The sequence below is a fragment of the Pseudomonas sp. GL-B-12 genome (assembly GCF_019955895.1).
In the GTDB taxonomy this organism is placed as follows: domain Bacteria; phylum Pseudomonadota; class Gammaproteobacteria; order Pseudomonadales; family Pseudomonadaceae; genus Aquipseudomonas.
In genome coordinates this window covers 164,110-179,239 of record NZ_JAHBCX010000088.1, presented here as the reverse complement: position 1 = coordinate 179,239, position 15,130 = coordinate 164,110, and the positions used below count along the sequence as shown (strand labels likewise).

Annotated in this window: 7 protein-coding genes; 4 read left to right on the top strand and 3 right to left on the bottom strand. The window is 59.8% G+C overall.

What is annotated here, in order from left to right:
* Both KGA85_RS31090 and KGA85_RS31085 read left to right on the top strand, forming a co-directional pair.
* Positions 1-266: hypothetical protein (locus tag KGA85_RS31090; protein WP_223543640.1), on the top strand; the 266-nt coding region annotated here is incomplete at its 5' end.
* Positions 259-4,146, top strand: coding sequence for a dermonecrotic toxin domain-containing protein (locus KGA85_RS31085; RefSeq protein WP_223460935.1), 3,888 nt, complete (start codon positions 259-261; stop codon positions 4,144-4,146). The genes KGA85_RS31090 and KGA85_RS31085, both read left to right, overlap by 8 nt.
* 51 nt (positions 4,147-4,197) lie before the next feature.
* Here the strand turns inward: KGA85_RS31085 and KGA85_RS31080 are convergent, their stop codons facing one another.
* On the bottom strand, positions 4,198-4,692 hold the full coding sequence (locus tag KGA85_RS31080; protein ID WP_150723618.1) for a DUF934 domain-containing protein: 495 nt from the start codon (positions 4,690-4,692) through the stop codon (positions 4,198-4,200).
* Positions 4,676-6,334 (bottom strand): nitrite/sulfite reductase, encoded by a 1,659-nt coding sequence (locus KGA85_RS31075; RefSeq protein WP_008050678.1) that lies wholly within the window; start codon positions 6,332-6,334, stop codon positions 4,676-4,678. Before KGA85_RS31075 ends, KGA85_RS31080 begins: the two co-directional genes overlap by 17 nt.
* Positions 6,335-6,858: 524 nt before the next feature.
* Between KGA85_RS31075 and KGA85_RS31070 the strand changes: the two genes are divergently transcribed.
* Positions 6,859-7,944: an ABC transporter substrate-binding protein gene (locus KGA85_RS31070; RefSeq protein WP_223460937.1), complete on the top strand. Its 1,086-nt coding sequence runs from the start codon at positions 6,859-6,861 to the stop codon at positions 7,942-7,944.
* A 6-nt stretch (positions 7,945-7,950) separates the two neighbouring features.
* On the opposite strand, the gene KGA85_RS31065 is transcribed toward KGA85_RS31070, so the two are convergent.
* The gene (locus KGA85_RS31065; protein ID WP_223460938.1) at positions 7,951-8,169 is read right to left on the bottom strand and encodes a DUF2970 domain-containing protein; all 219 of its coding nucleotides are present in this window, start codon (positions 8,167-8,169) and stop codon (positions 7,951-7,953) included.
* Between the two features lie 263 nt (positions 8,170-8,432).
* Between KGA85_RS31065 and KGA85_RS31060 the strand changes: the two genes are divergently transcribed.
* A complete protein-coding gene (locus KGA85_RS31060; protein WP_223460940.1) occupies positions 8,433-14,999 on the top strand; it encodes an NEL-type E3 ubiquitin ligase domain-containing protein in 6,567 nt (2,188 codons plus the stop codon).
* Positions 15,000-15,130 lie beyond the last annotated feature (131 nt).

The following is a 15,130-nucleotide window of genomic DNA, read 5'->3' as shown; positions in this document are numbered from 1 at the left end:
GTGGTTTGATCGCTTGGGACTTCCACGTCTCTCCTGACCTCAATCCCTCGAACCGCCCGGTGCGGACCCGCATGCCGGGTGGTGTGGCAGGGGTACGGTCTATGAAGGCCGTCCCCTATGCCGATTGCCTGCTAATGCTTGCCCGATGTCCTCCACGGCCCGGCGAAATCTCTGTCGGCAGCAGGCGACCGTTCCTGCTTTCGGCAACGCCGTGGCTGGTTATGTTGGTGTTCCAAAAACAGTTGCCATGGAATGCACATGATTGACCATCAGACACCGCTTCATTCCGAACCTGAGCCGTTGCGCGAAACACTGAAATCTGTGGTGAGCGCGGCTTTACCGCAGTCTCCCGAGCAGTTCAGTGCGCAGTTGATCAAGGAAAAATGGGGGCAAGACATCGACCCGCAAAACGCCCTGTTGGTCACCCTGGATTACCGCTACCGCGGGCACCCGCCGCAGGACGGCATCGAGCAAGGCCAGGTGGCAAGCACACAAACCCTGGTGCAGGCGTTGCTGGCGAACTACCAGACCGTCGGTGACGGGCGTTTTGCCGAAAGCATATTGGGCTTGTTCACACCGCCTGATGTCGGCCCGTCCATTCGCATCGTGGAGCATGTCGATGAATTCGCCGACCACGGCAATGGCAATCACCATACCTATGAAGGTATCTATCGCCAGACCACGCCCCAGGTGTATGGGCCGGCAACGCAAATTGACCTCAGGCCAGCGGCGTTCAAACAGTGGGTGTGGGAACTGGATCTGCAAACCCTCTATCAGGCTTACCTGGATCGCGCCTGGCCCTCCGATAAACGAATCGTCCAGGCGCAGCCTTACGACCTGAGAACCTCGGCCAAGGCCGCCTTTATCATGAGCGCCTGCCTGCAACATCAGGAGGGCAGTTTGAGTCAGGAAGGCCTGGCCCTGGCCATGCAGGCCGCCGGATTGCCAACGGAGCAGGCCTGGAGTGCGTTGACCATCGATCAGGTGCAGGCGCCCACTCGCGTCAGTGCGCCGATCGAAGTCGGTCGGCTGACGATCTATCGTTACACCTCGGACGATATCTGGTGTTACCGCCACCGTCACAGCGGCCGGGTCTTGTTGAATATTCCCGGTAACTCCTCACCCTTGCATGAATTCGCCGACTTGCAGCACCTGCGCCAATGGATCGTGGCCCAAGGCAGGGTTGCCGCCACACGGCAAGCGCTAGTCGCGCATTTTGCCGAGGACGATCGTGAAGACGGCACCTTCCATGCGGGCGTGTTGACGGCGTTGGAGGGCATGGCGGTTTACCCGAAGGAACACTGGCTGAAAAAGAACGCGGGGTTCTTCAACAACGACGGTTTCTGGGACCCGCAGGACTACATCGACCTTGAGCGTGCGCCGACCGACACCGATCCCTTCGCGCAGCTGGTGCTGACCATGAAGCAGGCCTCCATGGCCAGCGTCAAAACCATCCGTGACGATGCCCAGGTCAATCGCGACAACCTGAGCGCGGTGGTGGAACCGCTTGTGCAGTGGATCAATCGGCTGGGGCCTTTGGCATTGTTCATTCCAGGAGGTGAGGGCGTCCTGGTGCTGGCCGGGCTGATCGACGCCGGTTATGGCCTCGATCAGGCCATCAACGGTAAAACACCGGAGCAGCGCTCCGAGGGCGTGACGCGCACGGTGTTCGGCTTGCTCAATGCGCTCCCGTTGGCCGGGGCGGTGGCGGTACTCAAGGGCGAAGAAAAAATCGCCGGAACGCTGCACGAGCCGGGGGAGCCCGGGAACGAGCCGCATCCCGGAGCGCCGGCCGAGCCCACACCCGGATCGGTTTCGGCACCGGTGTCGACACGTGTGGAGTTGATGCGTGGCGTTTGCGCACCGCTTGCTGCCTTCAGTGATGAGATATTGGCGCAGATCGCCCGGATCAGTACGGTCGACGACGATATGCTGCGTCTGATGCAGATCGGCCGCGCGCCGACGCCGTCGCTTGCCGACACCATCACTCGCTTCAAGCTCGATCAGGAACTCGAGGCCGTCGCCGATCCGCAAGCACGGGCCGGACTGTTCAATGCCCGCTATCAGGCGCTCCAACACTCGGACCAGGATTGGATTCGCCTGTTTCAGCGCGAATACCAGGGTTTGCCGAAAGGTGCCGTAGAGCAGATCCTCGACCGTTCGGGGGTCGACATCGATCGGCCCGTCGATGCTGACGAGGCGCTGCAACTGTTCAAGCGCCTGGACAACAAGGCACGCGAGTATCAGCAACATGTACGACTCAACCGGGCCTATGAGGGGCTGTACTTGCGTTCGGTCAGCCATCCCGATTCCGATGTGCTGGCGTTGCATTCCCTGGAGCGCCTGCCCGGTTGGCCGAAAGGCTTGCGCATCGAAGTGCTCGACGGGTCAATCAGTGGCCGGGGCCTGGACCGTTGCGGCCCGCTCGATTCGGTGGATTGCCGGCGCTTGATCAAGGTCGGTGATCGCTATCGGTATGCCACGGTGGCGGCTACCGACGGCGAGGGTTCGGATCTGTTTGCCGCGCTGGTCGATCTATTGTCAGGGGAGGAACGCGCGGCGATGTCGCTAAACTCGCCCGACACGGCCAGCCAGTTGCGCCTGCGTATTGGCGGGCACGCCTTGTCCCGCTCCGAACTGATACTCGGCCTGGATCGAATGGATTCGCGGTTGCCCTTCGACGCCAGGGGATTGCGCGGCGGCGGCTTTCCGAACACGCCACAGGCCGCAGCGCTGACTCACGGAGTCATGCGTCTGCAGGTCAAGGATCTGTATCCGGATTTCACCGAGGCCCAGGCGGATGAGTTGCTTATTAACGCGGGTGCCGGGGCGCAAGCGCTGGTGGATCGCCTGATTCTCGAGATGCAGCAATTGCATGCCGATCTGCGCCACTGGGTCGACCAGGCCGTGCTGGATGTCGATGACATGGACGTGGATTTTCTCGCTGTGGGCGATGATGATGCCGCGGGCATGAGTCCTCAGCAGGTGGCGGCGTACAATGTCGAACTGCTGCAAACCGTGATCGATTACGAGCGTGAAACGCGAATTGAACTGGGCGACGAGCTGATGAGCATCTGGCAAAAATGCCCGCCCCAGAGCAATAGAGTCATGTCTGGCGAGGTGTTCTGCGGTTACAGGCTGGACCTGGGGTACGAGGACTTCCATCGCTTGCCGACAATGAGCATTCGCTTCAATGAAGTCGTCGAGCTATCGATGCAGGGGCTGCACCTTATCGAGCGCGAGAGCCTTAACGATTTTCTCGAAAGCTTTCCCAATCTGCACTCCCTGAACCTGGAGCGTGTCGACCTGCGTCGGCTCAATGCAGACGATGTGCTGGAGGGGGTATTGCCTGCACCGGTTCGGCAAATGACTCGACTCACAACGCTCAACCTGAGTTCAACCTTTCTTCAGCTTCAGGAGAACACGGCTTCGCAATTTCGTGATCTGGTGAGCTTGCAAGCGCTGGATCTGAGTGACAACCCTTTGACTGTCCCGCCCGTGGTATTGGGGTTGGATGAGTTGCGTGTATTGAACCTGAGAAACACCGGGATCAGCCATTGCCCGATTGGCATAGCCGATCAGCCGTACCTCACCTCGCTCGATTTACGTGGCAACCGGATCAGCCGTGTTCCCTACGCGATACTGAGTCAGGCGGTCTCCCGGGACCGGGTGAAACTGTGGGGTAATCCGCTGACGGATGAAGAGACGTTATTGCGCCTGGTCGATCATCGAGAGCGCACCGGTATCAATCTGTGGCTGAGTGAGCCGGGTGCCGATTACGGCAGTGCGACGCCCTGGCTGGAGGAGGGCGAAGAAAGCGTGCGCGAGGCGCGGCAACAGATCTGGCAACGATTGGCCGTCAAGCCATCGGGCAGTACGTTGCTCCGGGTCATGGACGGATTGCGCCTGACGGCGGATTTTAAGGTTGGCTATCGGTCGCTACAGGCACGCGTTTGGCGCTTGCTCCACGAGGCGGATACGTCAGAAGAGTTGTGGGGTTGGTTGCGTCAGTGCGTCGAAACGCGGATGGCCGATGCGCAGAATCCGTTCCGGTTGTTCGTGGTGCTGGAGGATCGAGTCCGGTTGTACCGCGATTGGGTCGCCATGGGGCGGCCGATGCCGCTGGCCGATTATCCGGTGTTTTAGCGGGCAGGGTAAAACGCCTTGAACCCCGGGCCGGGGTTCAAGGCGTGACGGTCAGCGGCGACGGAACAACGGTAGCGGTTCGTCGGTAGCTGCCTGATAGGACACCGAGAAGTCCTTGAGGCCTTCAAGGGCTTCGTGCGGGTCTTTGTCGGCGCGAATGGCGAACGCGTCGAAACCACAGCGATGCATGTAGAACAACTGGTCACGCAGCACGTCGCCAATGGCCCGCAATTCGCCCTTGAAACCGTAACGGTCACGCAGCAGGCGGGCGTTGGAGTAGTTGCGGCCATCGGTGAATGCCGGGAAGTTCAGGGCGATGACCTGGAACTGCGCCACGTCTTCACCGATTTCCTCGGCTTCTTCATCGGCGTCCAGCCAGATGCCCAGGCCGCCATCACGGGCCAGGAGCATGCGGCTGTGTTCGCGCCACAGCTGCAACGGCACGATGAGGTCGTCGCAGTTGCTGATCTCGTCGATGTTGAAATCCTTGGGCAGCAGGTGCCAGGTCTCGTCGACGACCTCGTTGTTCTTAATGATTCGCTGCATAGACACGCTCCTTGAAGAGGTCGATGCCAATACGCTGATAGGTGTCGATGAAGCGCTCGTCTTCGGTACGTTGTTCGATGTACACGTCGATCAGCTTTTCGATCACGTCAGGCATGGCTTCCTGGGCAAAGGACGGGCCGAGGATCTTGCCCAGGCTGGCGTCACGGCTGGCGCTGCCGCCGAGGGAAACCTGATAGAACTCTTCGCCTTTCTTGTCCACCCCGAGGATGCCGATGTGGCCGACGTGGTGGTGACCACAGGCGTTCATGCAACCGGAGATGTTCAGGTCCAGTTCGCCGATGTCGAACAGGTAGTCCAGGTCGTCGAAACGGCGCTGGATCGATTCGGCGATCGGGATCGACTTGGCGTTGGCCAGGGAGCAGAAGTCGCCGCCCGGGCAGCAGATGATGTCGGTCAGCAGGCCGATATTCGGCGTGGCGAAGCCTTGCTCGCGCAGCTCGCCCCACATGGCGAACAGTTTGTCCTGCTCGACGTCGGCCAGGATGATGTTCTGCTCGTGGGAGGTGCGCAGTTGACCGAAGCTGTAACGGTCGGCCAGATCGGCCACGGCGTCGAGCTGTTTGTCAGTGATGTCGCCCGGTGCAACGCCGGTAGGCTTCAGGGACAAGGTCACGGCCACATAGCCCGGCTTCTTGTGGGCCAGGGTATTGCGTACGCGCCAACGGGCGAAGCCCGGATGCTGCTGGTCGAGCTCGGCCAGGGCGGCGGCCTGGTTTTCCAGGGCCTTGTAGTCCGGGTCGACGAAATGCTTGGCGACGCGCTGCACTTCGGCTTCGGTCAGCGTGGTCTGGCCACCGCGAAGGTGCTCCATTTCCGCATCGACTTTCTGCGCGAAGACTTCAGGCGTCAGCGCTTTGACCAGGATCTTGATCCGCGCCTTGTACTTGTTGTCGCGACGGCCATAGCGGTTGTAGACCCGCAGGATGGCGTCGAGGTAGCTCAACAGGTCTTGCCACGGCAGGAATTCATTGATGAATGCACCGACCACCGGCGTACGGCCCAGGCCACCGCCGACCAGGACACGGAAGCCCAGTTCGCCAGCGGCGTTGTGCACCGGCTCAAGGCCGATGTCATGGACTTCGATGGCGGCGCGGTCGGAAGTCGAACCGTTGACGGCGATCTTGAATTTGCGCGGCAGGTAGGCGAATTCCGGGTGGAACGTGGTCCACTGGCGGACGATCTCGCACCATGGGCGCGGGTCGATCAGCTCGTCGGCGGCGACACCGGCAAACTGGTCGGTGGTGACGTTGCGCAGGCAGTTGCCGCTGGTCTGGATCGCGTGCATCTGCACGGTGGCCAGCTCAGCGAGAATGTCCGGAATGTCTTCCACGGCCGGCCAGTTGAACTGCACGTTCTGCCGGGTACTGATGTGGGCGTAGCCCTTGTCGTAGTCGCGGGCAATTTTGGCCATCATTCGCATCTGGCGCGAAGTCAGTTGGCCGTAAGGCACGGCGACTCGCAACATCGGCGCGAAACGCTGGATATAAAGACCATTTTGCAGGCGCAGGGGGCGGAATTCTTCTTCGCTCAGCTCGCCTGCCAGATAGCGTCGGGTCTGATCACGGAACTGCTTGACGCGGTCCTCGATGATCCGCTGATCGTATTCGTCGTATACGTACATATAAGTCCTGTTCTCAGGCTTGGGCCGGTCGGAAACAGCGGCGTTTTTTTGGCTTGCTGGCGTCCGATAAAACCTCGGCAATTCTGCGCGCACGGCCGCGCACTCCCTACGGAGCCGGGGCAAGATACCAGTTTGCGTTTATGCGTAAAAGTGATGTTTGAGCATATGTAAAGAACCAAATCGCCTAATGAGAATCGTTGTTGCAAAGACCCTGTTTGTGATGCGGGCAATCGTCGTCTTTACTCTGCTCGAGTCTTTATGCAATCACCGATAAAACCGACAAGAGGCGATGCAATGAGCAACCCAACCAAAGCACGGAAAAGCGATAGCACCGTTGATGCATGGGCAATTTTGTTCCTGATCATTCTGGTCGTGGGGACGGCGGTTTTCTGGGTCAGTCATCAGTAAGCGACCCCGTCCGGGCCCGGTTCCGACGATTGTCTGACAAAAACCGGAAAAGTCGCCGTTTTACGGACGTTCGCTGGCTATAATGCACCGCGAATTTCCGGGGGCTCGGACGACCAATGTTGAAGTTTCTGTGTGGCGTATTACTGGCGCTTGGCATGGTCGTGGGACCCTGTGCCCAGGCGGCGTCAGTGCTGTTCCTGAACCCGGGAACCCCCACGGAAGCTTTTTGGGTGAGTTACTCGCAGTTCATGCAGGCCGCGGCGACCGACCTGGGGATGGACTTGCGCATCCAGTATTCCGACCGCGTCTCCGAAAACACCCTCCGCCAGGCTCGCGAAGCCCTTCAGGGCTACCATCGTCCCGACTACCTGGTCTTCGTCAACGAGCAATACATCGCCCCCGAAATCCTGCGGCTGGCCAAAGACAGTGGTGTGAAGCTGTTCATGGTCAACAATGCCCTGACCCCGGATCAGACGAAACTGATCGGTGCCCAACCTGACAAGTACCCCGATTTGCTCGGCAGCCTGGTGCCCAATGACGAGGAGGGCGGCTACCTGATGCTCAAGGAACTGATCCGACAGCACGGCCCGGTGGCCCCCGGCCAGACCATCGATTTGCTGGCTTTTTCCGGTTTGAAGATCACCCCGTCCGCGCAGTTTCGCGAGAAGGGCTTGCGGCGCGCCTTGGCCGAGCATCCGGAAGTGCGTTTGCGGCAGTTGGTGTACGGCGGCTGGACCCGGCAGCGTGCCTATGAGCAGGCCCGGTTGTTGTTCAAGCGCTACCCGCAGACGTCGCTGGTCTGGGCCGCGAATGACGAAATGGCGTTCGGTGTGATGCAGGCGTATGTCGAAGCGGGAGGTGTGCCAGGCAAAGGCGCGTTGTTCGGCGCGATCAACACTTCACCCGCCGCGTTGCAGGCACTGCTGGACCATCGCCTGAGTGTCTTGCTGGGCGGGCACTTCAGTCTGGGTGGTTGGGCGCTGGTGCAATTGCATGATTACGATGAAGGCGTGGACTTCAGTCAGTACGGCGGCCGTGACCAACAGATTCGGTCGTTGCAACTGATCGATCGGACACAGGCCAAACGACTGCTGGCGATGGGCACGGCGCAGGACTTCGGCGTGGACTTTCACAAACTCTCGGCCAAGGGACGTCCCGCGTCCTGGCGTTACCCGTTCACCCTGCAAACCCTGATGCACTGAGTCGCATCAAACCCCGGCCAGAAGCAGCACCAGCTTGACGATGCCGAACAGCATCAATGCAAACACCGCCGTGAACACAATCCCCAGAATCACGAAATGACTCGGCTTGCCGTGAGTGAAATCACGGGCCCGGTTCTTCCCGCTCTGCACCCCGAACGCCGCTGCCATGATGCTGTGCAGCATTTGCCAGAAGGTCGGTGGTTTGTTGTTGGCCGGATCGTCCATAAATCCCTCGCCTGAAGGTTAGTCCTCACAGCATAGCCAATCTGCCGATTCGTGCCGTGGCTGACTGAAACGCGTTGTCTCGCCTTTTTGAACTTGCGGTAACTATGTACCGCAGGTGTCCAGGCCTGGGGTGGTGTTCTGTCGCTCCATTTACCAGGAGAGACAGTATGAGTATTTCATCTCGCACTTCGCCCCCGACGTCGAAGGTGCAGTCGCCTATCGAAGGTTCAGAGTCGAAGCCGTTGCTGCCAGGGAAAAGCAGCATGCACAGTGAATCGCTTGAACGCATGACCCCCGACTGGTTGATCAACGCGACCTCCACAAGGCGCGCCGCAATCAAAGATAGCGCAACACGCCTGCCTGACTGGTACGTGCATGCATCCGGCGCGCAACAGCAGGCACTGAGGGCAAGTTTCAACGCCAGTTTTATTTCGCAGACCCGGCTGGACCAGACAATGTCCACGCTGCACGACGCCGAAACATTCTCCGGGCCGATATTGGCCAAGGCTCTCAAGGACAGGTTCTCGATCGACGTCGACGTCAACAAGACCTGGGTGTGCTTGCGGCGCCCCCTGGAGGCTGGCGTGTTCGATATCGAAATCTCGTCTTTCGAGGTGTTGAAGCTTTCCTTGCTCCAGGCGGGATTGCACAACTTCGAGGCCTCGGAGTGTGAAGAAGGGGCCTTTCACCGTGGTTCAGGGTTCGTCGTCGAAACGCCGACCCCCGGTACGTTCAAGGATGTTGCGCTGGGCATGACGGTCAGGCAGTTCTTGTCGCTGTGCCGATCGCTGGACATCGGAGCGCAGTATCAAACCTTCGTGAGCGGTTTTTTCCAGCCAGCCGATACGCGGGCGGAAGCCAACCTGCGCGAGCAATTCATCGACAGCCAGAAAACCGCAATGAGGGCCGCAGCCGACCTGGCGTTGTTGAAAAAGGACATCGAACCGCAAGATTACACGATGATCCTTTCGATCATTGGCGGGGAAGTCCATCCCCGGATGGGCGACAGACAGGTCTGGTTTCGCGATCTCATCCTGATGAAGCGTCGGATGACCGGCTGCGTGGTGTTCAGCATCAGCGAGCAGTATCGCTACACCAGCGATTTCATCGTCTACATCCCCCATGATCCCGAACATCCGCTCAAGCGCTACACCTCGGCGCAGCTGCGTGACGAATTCAAGCGCCAGTTCACGGCCGGCAATTCACGGTCTGCAAGCGATGGCAGGCCGACCGCACACCAGCGCTTTTTCAGTCAGTTCGTGGCTTACGCCGACCGCCCTTACTACTTCAGCCAGTTCACCCGCAAGGCCGCGGATTCTCCGAGCGATCCGTTGCACTCCATCTGGGTCAAGGTCGCCCGGTACATTCCTCCGATCTCCACGTTCGTCGGTATCAAGGAGCTGCCCCCTGAAGCCCAGGGCAAGCGCGAACCGGTGGAAGATCCTTACCTCGACCCAATGGGTACGACGCGTAATGGCGTAGCCGGAATCTGGTCTGCCAACACCGATCTGTGGACTTATCTCTACGAGCAAAACTGCGCCAAGGTCATCGCCGATGCGCGCAGCCATGCCGTCCCGACTGCTGAGGTCGATGCGAAGGTTCGGGCGGCAAAGCTCAATCACCTGCTGGAAATCGGCATGCTGGGCTTGAACATGGTGTCGATGTTCGTACCGGTGCTGGGCGAGATCATGCTGACGGTAATGGCCGGGCAATTGCTGTACGAATCGTTCGAAGGGGTTATCGAATGGAGTGAGGGGGATCGCGTTGCTGCCAAGGCGCACCTGATCGATGTGGCAGAAAACCTGGCGTTGATCGCGGCGATGGCCGGGGCCGGCAAGGTGCTCGGCAAGATCGCGCCGGTTGCACCGGAGCCCGTGATCGAAGGGCTGGACGCCATCAAGCACCCCGATGGCGCGACACGGCTGTGGAAACCCGACCTGAAGGCCTATGAGTGCAACGTTGAACTGGGCGATGACATCGCCCCCAATGCTTTGGGCCAGTTTCGTGCGAACCGCAAGACTTACATCCGCCAGGCGAGCAAGGTGTATGAGATCACCTTTGATTCCTCGCTGAAGAAATGGCGCATCAAGCATCCGTCCGATGTCAGGGCCTGGCGGCCGATTCTCGAACACAACGGCCACGGTGCCTGGCGCCATACGCTGGAGCGTCCTCTTGAGTGGGATCGCCTGACCTTGTTGCGGCGCATGGGCCATGCGACCGAGGCCCTGACTGACGAACAACTGCTTACCATCGCCGATGCCAGCGGTACCCATGACAATGCCTTGCGCAAGATGCACCTCGATCGCCTGCCTCCACCTCCCGGGCTGGCTGAGTTGTTGGCGGCGTTCGAGGCTGGCCCGGGGAACACCGAGGTGGTCAAGGGGCCGGTGGCGATGCTGCAGCGAGCTTGCCCGGGGCTGAGTGAATCGGCTGCCAACAGGGTGTTGCTCGATGCCAATGCCGAGGAGCTGGAACGGTGGCAAACGACGCGGCGGATTCCCTTGAACATGCTTGAAGAGGGCCGCTGGTATGCACGGCAAGGGCGCGTCAACCAGGCCTTTGCCGGGTTGCTTCTGGAGCGTATGGCATCGGCGGACAGCCGATGGCTCGCCCTGCATTCCCTGGAAAAGCTGCCGGGCTGGTCCGACGGCGTGCGCCTGGAAGTGCGCGACGGTCACGTCGAGGGGCCGCTGATCGATGGCATTGGCAGTCAGGCTGCCGACACGCGCAAATATGTGGTCAAGAAAGGGCCGGCTTACCAGGCGTTCGATGAGCGCGGCGAGGAACTCAACGGTATCCCCCGAAGCAGTGACAATTTTTACCCGTCGATCATGCACGCCTTGCCCGACTCGGCGCGCCAGGCGCTGGGTGTTCCCCATGTGGCTCAGGGCGGCCAGTTGCGTATGGCAATCATCGATTATGCCGTCACCCATCGTGGCGAGCTGGCGAAAGGCCTGGAGACACACACCGGCAAGAAGGCGACGTTCAAGCCTCCGGTTCGGGTCAATGAACGGTTGGTGGGGTACTACGCCAGCGGGCGCGGGCAAGGGATCAATCCTTCGCTGGCGATACGGGTTCGGAATGTTTATCCGGCGCTGACCGACCAGCAGGCCAACGGATTTGTCCTGGCGCAGTTGCGGGCAGGAAAAACCGACGCGCAGATTTACGGTTTGTTGCAGACCCGCCTGCGGGAGTGGGAGACGCTTGAAGCGACGCTCGATCAATGGGTTGGCGAGCCATCGCCGAGCTCTGCCCTGGAGCGCATGCTGGGCGGTAAGGCCTCGGTCGCGCAGAGTCTCAAGGATAGCTGGCGCAACTCGCCGTTGGCCGCAGAGCAGGCGCGCTTCACATTGCTTGACCTGACCTGTGACGAAGCGCTTCCTTCGTTGTCGGCGGATTTCTCCCATGTGCGTGATCTGTACGTGCGGGGCAGGTGCATCACCGACGCCAATGCCGATGCGCTGTTGGTCAATTTTCCCAGGTTGAAAAGACTGCGGATCAACGCCACGGGCAACCAGTTCAGCAATGTGCCCGAGGCCATCGGCACGATGCCGGAGCTCACCGATCTGAGCCTGTATTCAGCTGCTCCCTACGCCGTCGACATGCCGTCGAGGCTGAGCGCGCTGACCAGGCTTGAGGACCTCACTGTCTATTGTTCGGGGTTCACGCCGATTGCGCTGGATGTCAGCCAATTGCGCAATCTGCGCCGGCTGGATGTGCTGGCACTTCCGATGTTTGAATGGCCCGCCGGGATTCTTGAACTGCCGCGCCTTGAGCGATTGAACCTCAAGGGCACCGGAATCAGAACCTTGCCCGAGGGCATTTTCAATGGACATGAAAAGCTCTGGTCCGGGCTGTCGCTGGACTGGTCGAATGTCCTTCGTGAAAATTTCAGGCCAGCGTATGAGTACGCCAAAAGGCAATCCCCACACCTTGTTGATCTCGAGGAAATGGTCAGGGATTACAGCAAGGGTGAGTTGAGACGCCTTGGCGAGGGCATCAACGAGAATCACGAGGCCTTGTTCAATCGGTTTGTCGAGCAGTGGCAGGACGCCGAGGCGAGGTACGGGGCGATCGAAGCCTTGAGTGAGCAACACCATGTACTCAATCGCAACCTCAATGACTGGTCCTATCGTGCGCTTAAACTGCCAACCGCGATCAACGAAGTGACAGGTCGGACATTAGCGGCAAACTCCCTGAGAGCCTGCTGGCGCAACGGCGTATTCAAGCGTTACGGCGCTACAGCCAATGCCTCAGTGCTCGACTTGCCCAATCTGGGGCTGAGTAGTTTTCCCGAGCTGCCGGCCGGCGCTTTCCCAGAGGTGAAAACGCTATATTTGAGGGGGAGTAAAGCGCCTGCAGCACAGATTCGCGGTTTTATCAGCGGGTTTTCCGAACTTCAAACACTCGACTTGCGTAGTTGCGGCTTGACCGAAATCCCCATCGGCCCCAACGATCTCGGAAAATTGACTCAGCTGGATCTCTCCAGTAACGCGATTGTTGTCGATTCAGGGGTTCAGCAAGGTATTGATGGGTTGCAGAAACTCGAATATTTGGACCTGAGCAGCAATCCCGTGAACACCTTGGACGTCAGCGCAATGACTCGCCTCAAGGCCTTGAATCTGCGCGCGACAGAGCTGCGGGAGTGGCCGGCAGGTGCCCAGGACTTGCCGGAGTTGACCTGGCTGGATTTGCGCGACAGCAAGATTTCCGAGCTGCCGGTGGCTGTGCTGGAAAATGAGGTATTGCTCAAAACCAATCTCGGCGGTTCGCCCTTCACACCTCAGGCTGGCGCAATGCTCAAGACCGCCTGGCAGCGGATAGAAGTTGCCAGAGTGCTGCCGGAGGGTGCCCTGGAGCGGTTCGCCATGGAGCCGATACCGCTTGGTTTCCCGCCGTCCGATAGTGGGTTTTCCATTGCGCAGCATTTGCTGGCGCTGCCTGAGGTTGCGGCGGGAGACGGCGCCGAGGTTCTCACAAAGCGCCTGCAACGTTTGAAGCCGACACTGGCGGATGATGAAGCCTTGCAAGCGCTGGAACAGATGCGCGAGCGCGGGGCGACCGAGGTGCAAATCAGCGAGCGCCTTGCCGGTTGGGAACAGACCTTCGAAGCGCTTACGCGTCAGTTGAACGGCTGGATCTTTACCCGGGGAGTGCGCGGCACAGGCTGGATGACGTCCTCAAGCATTCGCAGGCTGGGCGCCTTGCGCATCCTCGAATGCTGGCGCGAAGGCCTGACCGGCGTGGAGGGTGTTGCCAATGCAGTATTGGATCTGAGCGGCCTGCAACTGGGCGATCTCCCAGAGATGTCGGCAACACTCGAGCACGTCGGCAGGTTGAACCTGACCGGTGTAAAACTGACCCGGACAGGCTCCGACGGGTTCCTCGCCGCCTTTACCCGGCTCAAGACCCTGGAACTCAATGGCAATGGACTGGAGGCAATACCCGAGCCGGTCCAGCACATGGGGATGCTCGAGCGGCTGGAACTGTCTTCGAATCGGCTGGACGATGCCGAGCACCTCTACGCCTCGTTGAGCAATCTGGAACGCCTGAAGTGGCTTGACCTGGGCTACAACGAACTGGATTCCTTCGATCTCGACGTTTTCGATGCTCTGGTGACACTCGATCTGCGCAATAACAATCTGACGCAATGGCCGGGCGGTGTGCTGGATGCCGCCCACCTCAGAGTCCTGAATCTGAGTGGTAACGACATCACATCGGTTCCGGCGCAGGCACTGGACGGCAATCACAACGTCCTGATGATCGGCATCGATCTGAGCGACAACAACCTGGCGCTTGAGAGCCTCGAACGCTTGAGGGCTTACCGTGACTCGGGAGCACGCGACACCGTGCTGGGGCTCTCGCGCGCTGAACTCGACGAGTTACTTGATGATGCTCACGACGAAGGCGACAGTGACAGCGTCGAGTCGGATGAAGAACTCCCTGACGTTGAGCCTGATTCCGCGCAAAAGACCCCATGGCTAGCCAATATGCCCCCGGAGGAACTGGCCGGTAAAAGCGAAATCTGGAATCGGCTGGCGGCCGAGCCGGACAATGCTGCGTTCTTTCATTTGCTCTCGCGATTGCAGGACACCCGGGAGTTTCGGGTGGCCAATGCCGACTTGACGCGACGGGTCTGGACAGTGATGGAAGCCGCGGCCAGCAACAGCGAGCTTCGGGAAGTCCTGTTCGCCAGTTCGAGTACCCATGGCACCTGCGTCGACGGGCGAATCCTCACGTTCAGCGGGCTGGAAAGCAAAGTGTTCACCCACAATGCCGTGCTCGACATTCCGCCTGGAGGCCTGAGTGTGAAGGGCGAAGCACTGCTGAAACTGTCCAGGCAGCTGTTTCGACTGGACAAGATCGATGATCTGGCGACCAAGGCCGCGGCTCATTCCGGCGAGGATGAGGCCGAGGTGCGCCTGGGCTATCGAATCGGCCTGACGGAGGGCTGGGATGACGGCCTGATCCTGCCGGGTCAGCCGAAACACATGACGTATGCCTCGGGCGTCACGCGGCAACAACTGGCGAACGCGCGCGTGGAAGTCGTCAATGCGGAGCGGTCCGACGGGTTTTTCGAAGACTTGATCCAGCGCGACTATTGGGTGGGTTATCTCAAGGAGAAATACCCTGAAGTGTTCAGGGCACTTGATGAGATGGAGAGCCAGGGAGGGGAAGATGATGGGGTTGAGAGCGCCGATGATGCCGCATTCATGAGTCAGCTTTTCGAACTGGCGGCGGCGCGCAACGCGAAGATGATCGAGTTGTCCCGCAAGGAGGTCTCGGAGCTGGCAGGTGAAGAACCGCAGCTCTGGACATCGACAGTCTGACGGCTGCCTTGACCGGCTCAGCCGCCGGATTACTACTGTAGGAGCGAGCTTGCTCGCGATGGACTCAAGAGCGCTGTGTTTAATCAGTAAACACGCGTTATCGTTAACGACCATCGCGAGCAAGCTCGCTC

Excerpts from the sequence above, each read along its gene's own strand:
- KGA85_RS31085 (WP_223460935.1), top strand. The coding sequence starts at position 259 with ATGATTGACCATCAGACACCGCTTCATTCCGAACCTGAGCCGTTGCGC.
- KGA85_RS31080 (WP_150723618.1), bottom strand. The coding sequence starts at position 4,692 with ATGCAGCGAATCATTAAGAACAACGAGGTCGTCGACGAGACCTGGCAC.
- KGA85_RS31075 (WP_008050678.1), bottom strand. The coding sequence starts at position 6,334 with ATGTACGTATACGACGAATACGATCAGCGGATCATCGAGGACCGCGTC.
- KGA85_RS31070 (WP_223460937.1), top strand. The coding sequence starts at position 6,859 with ATGTTGAAGTTTCTGTGTGGCGTATTACTGGCGCTTGGCATGGTCGTG.
- KGA85_RS31065 (WP_223460938.1), bottom strand. The coding sequence starts at position 8,169 with ATGGACGATCCGGCCAACAACAAACCACCGACCTTCTGGCAAATGCTG.
- KGA85_RS31060 (WP_223460940.1), top strand. The coding sequence starts at position 8,433 with ATGCACAGTGAATCGCTTGAACGCATGACCCCCGACTGGTTGATCAAC.